This window comes from Flavobacterium sp. C3NV, from assembly GCF_046825355.2.
In the GTDB taxonomy this organism is placed as follows: Bacteria; Bacteroidota; Bacteroidia; order Flavobacteriales; family Flavobacteriaceae; genus Flavobacterium.
The window spans coordinates 26,297-39,224 of the sequence record NZ_JBKQBJ020000018.1 but is presented as its reverse complement, the minus strand read 5'-3'; the positions used below and the strand labels follow the sequence as shown (position 1 = coordinate 39,224).

13 protein-coding genes are annotated in these 12,928 nt (G+C 34.0%); 4 read left to right on the top strand and 9 right to left on the bottom strand.

The annotated features are described in order from the left end of the window. Positions 1-86: 86 nt before the first annotated feature. Positions 87-803, top strand: coding sequence for a LytR/AlgR family response regulator transcription factor (locus ACIDC4_RS21240; RefSeq protein WP_173972201.1), 717 nt, complete (start codon positions 87-89; stop codon positions 801-803). A 131-nt stretch (positions 804-934) separates the two neighbouring features. Here ACIDC4_RS21240 and ACIDC4_RS21235 read toward each other — a convergent pair whose 3' ends face one another. Further along, positions 935-1,453, bottom strand: a complete 519-nt coding sequence (locus ACIDC4_RS21235) for a gamma carbonic anhydrase family protein (protein WP_412044627.1) — start codon at positions 1,451-1,453, stop codon at positions 935-937. Positions 1,454-1,462: 9 nt separating this feature from the next. Next, on the bottom strand, positions 1,463-2,455 hold the full coding sequence (locus ACIDC4_RS21230; protein ID WP_412044626.1) for a PorP/SprF family type IX secretion system membrane protein: 993 nt from the start codon (positions 2,453-2,455) through the stop codon (positions 1,463-1,465). A gap of 143 nt (positions 2,456-2,598) precedes the next feature. Here ACIDC4_RS21230 and ACIDC4_RS21225 point away from each other — a divergent pair, with 143 nt between their 5' ends. The 3 genes from ACIDC4_RS21225 to ACIDC4_RS21215 all read left to right on the top strand — a co-directional run bounded on the left by ACIDC4_RS21225 (position 2,599) and on the right by ACIDC4_RS21215 (position 4,954). Further along, entirely contained in the window at positions 2,599-3,498 is a 900-nt protein-coding gene (locus tag ACIDC4_RS21225) for a NifU family protein (protein WP_065452057.1), read from the top strand. A gap of 144 nt (positions 3,499-3,642) precedes the next feature. Next, on the top strand, positions 3,643-4,050 hold the full coding sequence (locus ACIDC4_RS21220) for a YtxH domain-containing protein (protein WP_412044625.1): 408 nt from the start codon (positions 3,643-3,645) through the stop codon (positions 4,048-4,050). Between the two features lie 91 nt (positions 4,051-4,141). Beyond that, on the top strand, positions 4,142-4,954 hold the full coding sequence (locus ACIDC4_RS21215; protein ID WP_412044624.1) for a mechanosensitive ion channel family protein: 813 nt from the start codon (positions 4,142-4,144) through the stop codon (positions 4,952-4,954). Positions 4,955-4,960: 6 nt separating this feature from the next. Here ACIDC4_RS21215 and tsaB read toward each other — a convergent pair whose 3' ends face one another. The 7 genes from tsaB to ACIDC4_RS21180 form a co-directional block, all read right to left on the bottom strand. Next, a complete protein-coding gene (tsaB, locus tag ACIDC4_RS21210; protein ID WP_412044623.1) occupies positions 4,961-5,635 on the bottom strand; it encodes a tRNA (adenosine(37)-N6)-threonylcarbamoyltransferase complex dimerization subunit type 1 TsaB in 675 nt (224 codons plus the stop codon). A 116-nt stretch (positions 5,636-5,751) separates the two neighbouring features. Continuing rightward, complete coding sequence (locus ACIDC4_RS21205) at positions 5,752-7,044, bottom strand: efflux RND transporter periplasmic adaptor subunit (protein ID WP_412044622.1); 1,293 nt, start codon at positions 7,042-7,044, stop codon at positions 5,752-5,754. 6 nt (positions 7,045-7,050) lie between these two features. After that, the gene (locus ACIDC4_RS21200) at positions 7,051-8,436 is read right to left on the bottom strand and encodes a TolC family protein (protein ID WP_412044621.1); all 1,386 of its coding nucleotides are present in this window, start codon (positions 8,434-8,436) and stop codon (positions 7,051-7,053) included. Between the two features lie 82 nt (positions 8,437-8,518). Further along, positions 8,519-9,634 carry an efflux RND transporter periplasmic adaptor subunit gene (locus ACIDC4_RS21195; protein ID WP_412044620.1) on the bottom strand — a complete coding sequence of 372 codons (1,116 nt, stop codon included), beginning with the start codon at positions 9,632-9,634 and terminating at the stop codon, positions 8,519-8,521. Between the two features lie 39 nt (positions 9,635-9,673). Beyond that, the gene (locus ACIDC4_RS21190) at positions 9,674-10,939 is read right to left on the bottom strand and encodes an ABC transporter permease (RefSeq protein WP_412044619.1); all 1,266 of its coding nucleotides are present in this window, start codon (positions 10,937-10,939) and stop codon (positions 9,674-9,676) included. 2 nt (positions 10,940-10,941) lie between these two features. Beyond that, positions 10,942-12,186, bottom strand: a complete 1,245-nt coding sequence (locus ACIDC4_RS21185) for an ABC transporter permease (RefSeq protein ID WP_412044618.1) — start codon at positions 12,184-12,186, stop codon at positions 10,942-10,944. Then, a complete protein-coding gene (locus tag ACIDC4_RS21180; RefSeq protein WP_194618052.1) occupies positions 12,179-12,880 on the bottom strand; it encodes an ABC transporter ATP-binding protein in 702 nt (233 codons plus the stop codon). Before ACIDC4_RS21180 ends, ACIDC4_RS21185 begins: the two co-directional genes overlap by 8 nt. Positions 12,881-12,928 lie beyond the last annotated feature (48 nt).

The following is a 12,928-nucleotide window of genomic DNA, read 5'->3' as shown; positions in this document are numbered from 1 at the left end:
TTTTATGATAATTTTAAAACTTAATTTACTGGTTTAAAACTACTTTTGAGCACCAAATAAAATCTTTAAATCTAAAACTTCAACAAATGAAATGTGTAATTATAGACGATGAACCTTTAGCGGTTGAATTATTAGAAGATTTTGTTCGAAAGGTAGATTCGCTCGAACTCATTAGTACCTTTAATAATGCTATCGATGCCGTTTCATTTATCAACCAAAACAATGTTGATTTGATTTTTTTGGACATTCAGATGCCACATTTTTCCGGAATTGATTTTTTAAATACAATCGAAAAAAAACCTTTAGTCATTTTTACAACTGCTTTTTCTGATTATGCTGTAGAAGGTTTTAATCTGGGCGCTGTAGATTATTTAGTAAAACCTATTCCGTTTCATCGTTTTTTAAAATCGGTTGTACGTGCGCAGCAGGTTTTAAACCCCTCAACAGCTATTCAGGCCATTTCTGAAAACACCACTGCTCCAGAATTAGAACAGGATTTTATGTTTGTAAGGGCAGAATATGAAAACGTAAAAATGAATTTTTCGGATATTTTATTTATCGAAGGTTTAAAAGATTACGTCAAAATATACACGACAGATAATAAATTCACGCTGACTTTAATCAGTCTAATAAAGCTCGAAAACTTACTTTCAAGCAAAGGATTTTCCCGAATTCACAGGTCGTATATCATTAATATAAAACATGTAAAATCGATTCAGAAAAATAAAGTTTTGATTAGCGATAAACGAATCCCGATAAGCGAAAGTTATAAAAATGCTTTTTTCGAAAGAATCAACCTTTAGTTCCTTTAAATTCTAAAAATAAAAAATTCCAAATTCCAATGTCTTAAAACACTATTGGAATTTGGAATTTTTTATTTTATACGCACCTGTATTGGAATTTGGTGTTTGAATTTTTTGGAATTTAAGAATTCTTATTCTTCGTTTTTAAACCAACCTGAATACATGACATAATTGTTCGAAATACGTTCAATTTCGCCTGCAAAGTCAGATTGATCAATATCCTTTACCTTTTTTGCAGGAACACCTGCATAGATAGTTCCAGAAGGTACAAGAGTATTTTGCGTTACAACAGCACCGGCAGCAATAATCGAGTTGCTTTCTACAACACAATTATCCATTACGATGGCGCCCATTCCTATCAAAACATTGTCATGAATCGTACATCCGTGCACGATCGCATTATGTCCTATCGAAACATTGTTTCCTATAATAGTAGGGTGTTTTTGGTACGTACAATGTATAATGGCTCCATCCTGAATGTTTACCTTATTCCCGATCGAAATAAAATTTACATCGCCGCGAATTACAGCATTAAACCAAACGCTGCAGGAATCTCCAAAAACAACATCGCCAACAATTGTAGCATTTTCAGCAACATAACAATCTTCAGGGATCGAAGGTGTTTTTCCGTTTACAGATTTAATAAGCATGATAATGTTTTAATTAATAGCAGGACAATTACAATCGTAACGTTCCTTTTTACAAAATAAATTAATTCCCAAAGTAATTTGATGGTATCCCCCAGTGTCAAATTTCACATCGCCGGTAACCTGAGAATAGGTGTAAGCAAACATAAAGTTTTTATAATTTACACCTACTATAGGCGTGATATATTGCAATTTTTGAGAACCTACTCCATTATTAGGAGTGCTATATTGTACGCCATCAAAACTTCTTCTATACGATAATGCAGCCCACAAGCTACCAAAATCCATGTTTTTGTACGCCTTCATGTTCAAATCAATAGATTTTTGCTGTGTTTTATCAAATAATTGAAATAAAATCGATGGTTCCCACGTAATACTATTGCTTTTACCAAAAACATATCCGGCACTCAATAGAAACTTTCTAACATTATCACTTTCGTAATCTGTATACAATTCTCTTCTGGTTTCAAGCAATCCCTGTACTGTTGCATGCGCATAAAAATCAAGATAATTATAAGACGCACCAACATCAACATTGAAATAAGAATCTTTTTGAATCTGACCAAAAACAATGGGATCAAAAGTTCCTCCAAATTTAGTTTCATCCAGCTGACTCTGAATTAATCCTCCGCTAATACCAAATGAAAGCTGGTTTAGATCAAGTTCATCTCTCGAAAACATAATATGGTGCGCATAAGTAAGCTTTACTCCTTTTTGAGAATGGTAACCATTTTCATCATTAAAAATAATAATTCCGGCTCCTGAACGCTCTCCTACTCTGCCATTAAACGTTAAGGTTTGAAGTTGCGGTGCATCTTCCTGACCAAACCATTGTTTTCTGGCCGTTAATCTTATTTTGGCACAATTAGCAGCTCCCGCCATTGAGGGGTGAATCAAGTAATAATTATCTGATAAATAATCGGAGTAAACAGGTATTCCTTCTTGCGAATAAGAATAAGATGTTACGATTAAAAAAATAAATAAAACCCTGATTCTAAATTTCATAAAGGTAATTTTGTTGGGATAAATTTTAGACTCTCATAATTTAATACGATTAATTTGAAAAGAGTCTTAATTATTTTATTAAAAAATCAAATATAGGTATTAGTAGAAAATAACTTTACTAAATTTGTGGAAAATTACAACTCATGACAAAAATCACCATAAAAGAAACTCAAAATCCAACTATACTAAAGTTCGAATTTGAAGATTTCATTACAAAAAATCAAAATTTTGAATTTAAAAATATCGATGAAGCCCAAGCATCGCCATTAGCACAACAATTATTTTATCTTCCGTTTGTAAAAACAGTTTATATTTCAGGAAACTTTATTGCGATCGAGAGATACAGTATTGTAGAATGGGATGACGTAAAAGATGCTGTTGCTGAACAAATTGCGTCGTTTGTAGACAAAGGCGGTATAATTATAAAAGTGGATGAAAATGCTCCTAAAAAACAACCAATCACGGTTTACGGAGAAACAACTCCTAATCCTGCTGCTTTAAAATTTGTAGTAAGCAGAATGTTGACCAAAAATGCGGTCGAGTATAAAAACATCGATCAGACTGCTTCTTCTCCATTAGCAAAAGAGCTATTCAAATTTCCTTATGTAAAAGAGGTTTTTATTGATGAGAACTATATTTCGGTAACCAAATACGATATCAACGATTGGGATGAAATCACTTTAGAAGTAAGAACTTTTATCAAACAATACATCGAGAATGGAGGAACTGTTTTAGATGAAAGTTTAATTGAAGTTGCTACTAAAAATGACGTTACAAAAGATGAAGCATTTGACAAATTAGATGTTACTTCTCAACAAATCATCAATATATTAGAAGAATATGTGAAACCAGCAGTTGCGGCTGACGGAGGAAATATTGCTTTTGACTCTTATAATGAAGAAGACAAAACAGTAAAAGTAATTTTGCAAGGTGCCTGCAGTGGTTGTCCATCATCTACTTTTACTTTGAAAAGCGGAATCGAAAATATGCTAAAAAGTATGTTGAATGATGAAGCTATTAAAGTGGAAGCTGTGAATGCTTAATTATTTATTCATAAAAATACAGAAAGCGCCTCAAATGGGGCGCTTTTTTATTGAATTCATATCTACTTAATTTTCAATAAATTATTCCGTTTTCATGTGATAAAAAAGTTTAATATTGTATTCTAAACCAATCAATATAAAACTATGGGATTATCTTCATTTTTTAAGAATTTATTTGGCTCAGCCAAAGATTCAACTACAGATTTAGCCAATCAGGCCGAGGTTAAGTTTGAACAAGCAAAAGAAGCTGCTGCTCCTTATATTGACAAAGCAGAAACTTTTGCAGAGGAAACGATTGCAAAAGCAAAAGAAGCTTCAGAACCCATTCTTGAAAGTGCGGCTGAATATGCAAACAAGGCAAAAGATATCGTAAGCGAATATGTCGAAAAAGCTTCGGATTCACTGAGTGAAGTAATCGATTCTGTAAAAGAAAAAACAAGTGAAACTGCCGGCACAACCAAAACTATAGTGGTAGAAACTGCAGCAGATGCCACTGAAAAAACTGAAACCGCAGCAGACGAAATTATTGATACGATTCCTCCTAAGGAATAGGAACTCATTTTTTCTTATAAAAAGAAATATAGCTATATTTGCAGCATTAATTCGCCTTCTCTTTTGAGAAGGTTTTTTTATTCGAAAAAATATGAACCTCAATCCAGACCAGGTTAGCAAGTACGTTACTAAATATGCTGACGTATTAGTTGATTATTCTCTTAAATTAGTTTCGGCTTTTATTATTTTATTTGTTGGTATTTATGCCATCAGATTGATAAACAGAATCATTACAAAAATAATGGTGCAAAGAAATTTAGATCCTACATTAACAAAATTTCTTTCGGACATTTTGATATGGGCGCTTCGAATTTTATTGTTTGTTACGTTTATTTCAAAACTAGGAATCGAGACATCATCATTTGTTGCCATTTTAGGAGCAATGGGACTTGCAGTAGGTTTATCATTGCAGGGTTCGCTTTCTAATTTTGCAGGAGGAATGCTAATTATCGTATTCAAACCATTTAAAGTTGGCGATACGATCGAAGCTCAGGGAGTTATTGCAACAGTTTCTGAAATCCAGATTTTTGTTACCAAAATGATCACCGGAAACAATCAGGTTGTTTTTGTGCCAAATGGTTCTTTATCAAACGGAACTATTATCAATTATTCTATGCAGGGAGAACGAAAAGCCGATCTGACTTTTTCAATTTCTTATGATTCTGATATTAAAAAAGCAAAAGACATTCTTTTGGAGGTTTTGACCAAAAATCCTAAAGTACTTAAAAAACCCGCTCCGGAGGTTTTCGTAAAAAATTTAACGGCCGCTTCTGTAGATTTTGCAGTACGTCCGTGGGCGACAAATGCCAATTACGGATCGGTGGTTTCAGATACTTTAGAGAATTGCAAAGTGGCTTTAGACGAAGCTGGAATTTCAGTTCAGCCTTATACAATTCAAAAATAAAATAGTTTATTGTTTTTTTGATGGAGGTGCCATCATAAAATCTTTTAAATAATACGGTTCAAAATAAGCGACATCTACAGTGTCGCTTTTTTGATATTTATCGTAACTGATTTTACTCATTGCAGCAGCCGAAGGAAATTTGATCTCTTCTAAAAACACGAAGTTCTCTTTCGTTAAAACCGGTTTGCATTTTTCGGCACAATCACCTACAAAATAAACCGTTTCTGTATATGCTGCAAAAGAATCTTCAGTAATTACTTCTGCTTCTATTGCTCTTTCTACTTCTAAACTGGCATTAAAAACTTCACTATAAACTTCCATTCTTCTCGCATCAAGCATCGGAATAATTTTTCCGTCAGTAACATTGGCTTGCGATGCTAAAGTCAGTAGCGTATCAACTGCAATAAGGGGAATATTTAAAGCAAAACACAATCCTTTTGCTGCCGAAACTCCGATTCGTAAACCGGTGTATGAACCAGGGCCCTGACTTACGGCAACAGCTGCTAAATTCTGAACCGAAATTCCAGCCTCGGCAATTACTTCTTCTATAAAAACATGCAGTTTTTCGGCATGAGAATAGCCTTCTTCTGCAATTTCTTTACAAACAATTGTTGCTCCATTTTTAGCAATGGACACTGAGCAATTTTTAGTAGCCGTTTCTATATTTAGGATAAAAGACAATGTGTTATTATTTTAATGTTATTATTAATATTTCAGACTAAGAGAAGTCGAAGTTCTTTTTACTTTCCAATTGTTCGACTTCGTTCAGGTTGACAATATCTCTAAAGAGATTTTATTTATTTCTTAGGCAAATCAGCTTTCTTAAGCTTGACTTTATCACCAGAATTCAGTTCTTTAGAAACTGTAGTATAAGGTCCGGTAATTACCACATCACCCGGTTTTAATCCTGACATTACTTCGATATTTGTATCGTCCTGAATACCTGTTTTAATGACTCTGATTTTAGCTTTATCTCCTACTTTTACAAAAACACATTCGAATTTTTTGTCGCTTTTTGGAGCTGCTTTTTTATCGTCACTTGTTTCTTCAATCTTAACCGCTGTTACAGCTGTAGTGTCTGCTTTTACAACTACAGCACTAATAGGCACTGCCAAAACATTACTTTTGGTTCTTGTAATAATATCTACAGTCGCTGTCATTCCTGGTCTAAAAGGCGAATAAGTATCTGGCTGCCCTTCTAACAAATCCTGATAGGATTCTTTCAGGATACGAACTTTTACTTTAAAATTCGTTACCTGATCTGATGTTAGTGTTGTACTTGCAGAGTTAGAAATACTGGTTACCGTACCTTTGAATTTCTTTTTTAGATAAGCATCCACTTCAACGTTTGCTTCGTCACCAATTTTTACTTTTACAATATCATTTTCGTTTACATCTACTTCAACTTCCATATTGTTTAGGTTTGCAACTCTCAAAAGTTCTGTTCCCGCCATTTGCTGCGTTCCCAAAACACGCTCTCCTAATTCGACATTTAAAACCGAAATTGTTCCCGCAGCAGGAGCGTAAATTAAGGTACGCCCTAAATTATCTCTAGCTTCTGTAACAGATGCTGAAGCACTCTGAACATTATAATAAGCATTTTGTCTTGTCGCTTTTGCTACTTCATAAGTCGAAATAGCTTTGTCCCAATCTGATTTTGAAATTACTCCTTTATCATATAAGGTCTTGTTACGTTCGTAACTTGCTTTTGCTTCTTTGTAACTTGCTTCAGACTGCGTTAAACCTGCTTTAGTTCCAGATAAATTGGCAACAGAACGATCTAATCCGGAGGTATATAAATCAGGATTTATTTTAACGAGCAAATCTCCTTTTTTTACAACTTGTCCTTCTTTCACGTTAAGTGCAATAATTTCACCAGAAACCATCGATGAAAGTTTCACTTCGATTTCGGGCTGAATTTTACCAGTTGCAGATACCGTTTCAACAATGGTTGAAGCTATTACTTTTGAAACCTCTACTTCTTTTCCTTCATCTTTATTTCCTATTACTCCTGCTTTCGAAAGACCAATTAAAACTGCGATAATGACTACTGCACCACCTAGTAAGAAATAAATTGTTTTTTTTGACATAATAAATTATTTTGTGATAATTGGAACTATTGGAATTCCAAAGTAGAATTCAAGTATTTTTATTTTGAACATGTAATCGTATTTTGTTCTGATAACGTCTGACTGAGCATTGGTTAACAATGTCTGAGCCTGTGTAAAATCGAATGAATTCATCAAACCAACATCATACTTTTCTTTTGCATAATTGTAAGCCTGCTGTCTTGCTTCTAAAGTTACCGTTGATGATTCATAAGCATTTAAAGCTCCTTTTGCGTCTGTAAAAGCAGTGTAAACGTTACGTTGCAAATCTAAACTTTTTTGCTCTAAATCTATTTTAGATTTCTCTAAACTTACTTTATTTCGTTCAACATTATTCTTAACTGAGAAGCCATTAAAAATAGGAACACTCAATTGAAAACCAAAATTATGTCCTTTGTTATCACTAAACTGATCAAAAATTGGCAGAGGACCAGCTAAAACCGGCTGATTATTAGCATCAACACCTATAACTCTGTCGCTATAACTGGCTCTGGTACTAAATTGATAGAAACCTCTAAGTGTTGGCTGATAAGCACCTCTTGCAATAGCAACATTTTTTTCTGCCACTTCAAGATTCGTTTGAGCCAATTTCAACTCTGTTCTTATTTCTTTGGCTTTGGTATAAATATCAACCGGAGTCTGCGCCAGGATATTATTTTCATCTTTTGCATTTGTATCGTCTACAACATCAAAATCTGCAAATTCTTTTAATTGCAAAAGCTGCGCTAAACTTAATTTAGAAATCAACAAACTGTTTTCAGCAACAATAATAGCTTGCTGATCTGTTGCTTCAGTAGCTTTTAAATCATATAAATCACCACGCGGAATTGTACCTGCATTTACCATTTCCTGAGAACGTGCCAAACGTTTTTGATCAATCGATAATTGCTCTTTTTTTACTTTTAAATTTTCTTTATTAAAAAGAATTTCCAAAAATGCATTGGCTACATTCAACGAAATATCTTCCTGCATTTTCAATAATTGATATTTTGATGCTATAATAGAAAGCTTAGCTCTTCGATATGTATTTTGATTTTGTAACCCTTTATAGATATCAACTCCTGCATTAACTGCCACTGAAGAATATTGTGTAGTTTGAGTGGTAGCAATATTGGTAACAGGGTTTACGTTAAGACCTATGTTCCAGGAATGTGAAGCATCTCCGCTTACTGATGGAAGATAATTACCAAATGCACCTTTTTTATCAATTGCTGCATTTTTTACATCCAATTCGGATAATTTTATAGTGATATTATTATCTAATGCATAACGAACACATTCTTCTAATGTCCATTGTTTTGATTGTGCCTGAGATGATAAACCAAACCCGAAAAGCATGGCAAAAGCAAGACTATTATATTTATTTATTTTCATATATTTTGAATGAAAGCGCAGTAAAACGATGCTACGCAAATTTAACATTTTTTAAAACCAAAAACTCTTTTATACTTTCAAATTATTTTTTCTCTCCTTCATTGATCAAACCCTGATTCCATATTTTAATTTTATCCGTATTTTTAAGTCCGCTTTTCACCTGAACATAAATTCCGTCGCTAACGCCTAAAACCAAATCTTGTCTTTTAAATTTTTGAGGAGCAGTTTCTACTTCAACATATGGCTTTTGTGTTTTTTTATCGAATTGAACCAAGGACTCTTTAACAGCCAGAACTTTTTCTGCTTTTTCTAAAATGATAGAAGCATTTGCACTTAAACCGGCTCTGATAAAAGTGGCATCTCTATTTTCTAATTTGGCTTTTATTTCAAACTGAATCGCTCCGTTTTCTACCACTCCTTTTGGGGCAATATCTGTTAAAGCAGCTTCAAATTTTTTGTTTTCGATAGCTCCCACTGTAATTTCAATTGGCATTTTTTCTTTGATTTTACCTACTTCAGATTCGTCAATTTTTCCAATAAAAATCATTCTTCCAACATCTGCAACACTTGCAATTGTAGTTCCTTCATTAAAATTATTACTTTCAATAACCTGATTTCCTACTTTTACCGGAACTGCTAAAACCATTCCCGTTACCGTTGAGCGAATTAGGGTATTTGCATAACTTCCTAATGATGTAGTTGTTCCTGTTTTTACGATATCTAAGCTTTGTTTTGCAGCCAGATAATTTTGTTTTGCCTGCGTATACGCCAATTGAGCCGCATCAAAATCATTTGCAGAAATTACATCTTTATCAAACAAAGTTTTTTGTCTTTTATAGATTTTTTCCTGATTGTCTAAAGCAATTTTAGCCGTTTGAACCTGATTTTGAGTATTACTAACATTAGATACATTAGCTACTACTCTAATTTTGGCAATCATATCTCCCGCTTTGATTTTCTCTCCCGCTTTGATATATACTTCTTCTATAATACCTGAAATGTTGGGTTTGATTAGAACTTCTTCATCAGGCTGAATGTTACCGGTTGCAATTGTGTTTTTTACGATTGTTTTAATCTCTGCTTTTTCCGTTTTGAATACAATTGGAGATTGTTGATTTTTAGCATACAAATAGTAAAGTGCGCCAAAGAAAACTATAGCAATAAAGATTAAAATGGTTACGGTTACTCCTTTTTTCATTTTGTTTTGGTTTAATCGATTATATTTTTGATTGATAATTTATTCTGTTCGTAAAGCATCTACAGGCTTTACATTGATTGCGGTTTGAGCTGGAATAAATCCCGCTAATAAACCTGATCCTACTAATATTAATAATGCGACAAATACAACCCCTAAATCTACGCTTGGATTTGCAAACATAGTATCATTTCCGGGCGGCATAGAATCGAGCACCATATTTAGAACGGCAATAATCCCGGTTGCTACCGCAATACCCAACATTCCTGAAATGATAGTCAAAAATATAGATTCTGCTAAAATCTGACCTCGAATTGCTGCCGGAGTTGCGCCTAATGCCCTGCGAATTCCAATTTCTTTGGTACGTTCTTTAACTACAATAAGCATAATATTAGAAATACCAATTACTCCCGAAATTAAAACTAAACTTCCCACAAAATAAGCAATAACCTGTAAGATATTAAACAAACTTTGCACTTTATTAAATTGTTCATACAAATCAAAATTTCCAACTGCTCTGTCATCTGCAGGATTTACAGAATGTAGCGCTTTAATTAGCTCTAAAATTTTGGGTTTTAAATCCGTAATAGAAACTTCGTCTCTGGCTGTAAGAGCCATCCACCCTACTTTATCTCCATAATTAAATGCCTGTTGAAAAGTAGTAAAAGGCACAAATATATTTTTTTGCTCCTGCTCTGCATTTCCTCCCTGTTGCTTCGATTTGTAAACACCAACTACCATAAAGTTGATTCCGTTAATTTTTACATATGTTCCAACTGCTTCCTCTTCTTTCCCGTACAAATCAGTGATAACACCTTTTCCAATTACAGCCACTTTTCGCCTCTCCAAAATATCTTGCTGATTCACAAAACGCCCTTGTATGATATCCATTGGCTGTTGTTTGATCAACTCAGGATAATCGCCATAAATAGTAAATGCTGCAGTTTTTGTACCGCGAACTACATTATTTGATCCGTTAAAATCGCCTAACTGATTCCTTGGTGATACATATAATAAATCTGGCAAAGCAGATTTTAAGGCGGCAACATCACTATTTCTAAAATCGTAACGACGGGTTTTTGGTAAGCCTTTATAGGCTTTTGAGGTAGTTTGACTCCACATAAACATTGTATTAGTCGCAATTCCGTCAAAACCTTTTTTTACACCGTTCTCTAACCCTTTTCCCGCAGCCAGTAATATTACAAGAATAAATATACCCCAAAATACCCCAAACGCAGTTAGCACCGTTCTAAAAACATTGGCTGTTAAAGCCTGTAAAATTTCATCCCAATTATCTTTCTTAAACATAATTATTCGTCTCTAAGTGCTACAATAGGTCTAATTTTGGCCGCTCTGTATGCTGGGAAAAAGCCTGCCACAGCACCAGCAAAAACAAGTAAAACAAGTGTTGTTAAAGCCACACTAAAATCAACCTGAGGATTTCTAAAATATTCACTTTGTACCATTGGTCCAACTACTTCAAGCAATAATAAACTAGCCAATAAACCAACGAAACCAGCAATAGTGGTAATAAAAATAGATTCGTGAAGTATCATCGAAATAATTGAAAAGGGCGATGCACCAAGCGCTTTTCTGATTCCTATTTCTTTCGTTCTTTCTTTTACGATGATAAGCATGATATTACTCACCCCTACAACTCCCGCAATAATTGTACAGATTCCTACCCACCAAAAAAACAATCTGATGTAAAGGTTTAAATCGTAAAATTGTTTTGCATCCTTAACAGAATTATAAGCATTTATACCACTATCATCATCGGGAGCTACAACATTTTTACTTCTAAGTAAAGCTTTTAGGTCTTCAGTAAATTTTTCTGATTGCGCTAATGCTTCATCATAATCATTCGTTTTCTTTAGCGTAAAAAAGATATTGCTTATTTTATCTCCTCCACCATAAGCTCTCTGTACTGTTGTTTTAGGTAAATATGCACGAGCTTCTTCTCTTTCTCCTCCCGGATCTGTAAAAACACCTACTACCTTAAAGTTGACATTATTAATAGCTATTTCTTTGCCTAAAGGATCTTTATCTTTAAACAAATCTGTTTTTACTTTCATTCCAATAGTGGCCACCTTTTCATTGTTTGCCAAGTCATTACTATTTATAAATCGGCCCTGAACAACGGTCAAATTTTCTACTGCCCCATAATCAGGATCAACTCCTCTGTATTGGTAGCTTCCGGATTCTTTGCCATATGTAAATGCACCTCCCCAAAAATTATATGTAGCAGCACGTAACTCTAATTTATCTTCAAATTTCTGAACCGATTGTGAATAATCGCTGTTTCTAAATTGAATTTGCCTTCCAGGATTTAATCCTTTATATTCTTTTGCTGTCGTTCCTGACCAAACTTCAACTATCCCGGCAGCATCACGTTCAAATTGTTTTTCAATTCCGTTTTGAAGCCCCTTACCTGCACCAAGCAAGATCACTAAAATAAAAATTCCTGAAGCTACAGAAACTCCGGTAAGAAATGTTCTTAACCGGTTTTTAGAGATTGCTTCAAAGATTTCCTGCCAACGTTCAATATTAAACATAAGATGACGCTCTAACTTGTTCTACTTTTTTATCATCGATAATTAATCCGTCTTTCAGGACCACATTTCTTTTGCACATTGCAGCAATATCAGGTTCGTGTGTTACGATTAAAATCGTTTTTCCTTCATCGTTAATCCCCTGTATAAGTTCCATAACTTCATAAGAAGTCTTAGTATCCAAAGCTCCTGTTGGCTCATCGGCCAATAAAACTTTCGGGTTTGAAGCCAATGCCCTGGCTATTGCAACACGCTGTTTTTGACCTCCTGAAAGCTCATTTGGCAAATGATGCGAATGCGAGCCTAAACCTACCTTCTCTAAATATTTCATTGCAATCTCGTAACGTTCTTTTCGCTTTATACCCTGATAGTATAAAGGCATAGCCACGTTATCAAGTGCTGTTTTATAATTTATTAAATTGAATGACTGAAATACAAACCCCAAAAATTTATTTCGATATCTGGACGCTATCGTTTCGTTTAGATTTTTAATTGGAGTCTTGTCTAAAATATAACTACCCGAATCTGCTTCATCAAGAATTCCTAAAATATTTAATAGCGTAGATTTTCCAGATCCTGACGATCCCATAATCGCTACTAATTCCCCTTCTTCGATATTAAAATTAATCCCTTTTAACACATGTAACTCTGAATTTCCCATTTTATAGGACTTGTGCAAATCTTTGATTTCGATCATGGTATTGTTAAATTTTAAAACAATAATAACATTTTTATTAAGTAATTT

Bases quoted from the DNA above. Each gene is read 5' to 3' on its own strand.
- ACIDC4_RS21240 (WP_173972201.1), top strand. From the start codon at position 87: ATGAAATGTGTAATTATAGACGATGAACCTTTAGCGGTTGAATTATTA.
- ACIDC4_RS21235 (WP_412044627.1), bottom strand. From the start codon at position 1,453: ATGCTTATTAAATCTGTAAACGGAAAAACACCTTCGATCCCTGAAGAT.
- ACIDC4_RS21230 (WP_412044626.1), bottom strand. From the start codon at position 2,455: ATGAAATTTAGAATCAGGGTTTTATTTATTTTTTTAATCGTAACATCT.
- ACIDC4_RS21225 (WP_065452057.1), top strand. From the start codon at position 2,599: ATGACAAAAATCACCATAAAAGAAACTCAAAATCCAACTATACTAAAG.
- ACIDC4_RS21220 (WP_412044625.1), top strand. From the start codon at position 3,643: ATGGGATTATCTTCATTTTTTAAGAATTTATTTGGCTCAGCCAAAGAT.
- ACIDC4_RS21215 (WP_412044624.1), top strand. From the start codon at position 4,142: ATGAACCTCAATCCAGACCAGGTTAGCAAGTACGTTACTAAATATGCT.
- ACIDC4_RS21205 (WP_412044622.1), bottom strand. From the start codon at position 7,044: ATGTCAAAAAAAACAATTTATTTCTTACTAGGTGGTGCAGTAGTCATT.
- ACIDC4_RS21200 (WP_412044621.1), bottom strand. From the start codon at position 8,436: ATGAAAATAAATAAATATAATAGTCTTGCTTTTGCCATGCTTTTCGGG.
- ACIDC4_RS21195 (WP_412044620.1), bottom strand. From the start codon at position 9,634: ATGAAAAAAGGAGTAACCGTAACCATTTTAATCTTTATTGCTATAGTT.
- ACIDC4_RS21190 (WP_412044619.1), bottom strand. From the start codon at position 10,939: ATGTTTAAGAAAGATAATTGGGATGAAATTTTACAGGCTTTAACAGCC.
- ACIDC4_RS21185 (WP_412044618.1), bottom strand. From the start codon at position 12,186: ATGTTTAATATTGAACGTTGGCAGGAAATCTTTGAAGCAATCTCTAAA.
- ACIDC4_RS21180 (WP_194618052.1), bottom strand. From the start codon at position 12,880: ATGATCGAAATCAAAGATTTGCACAAGTCCTATAAAATGGGAAATTCA.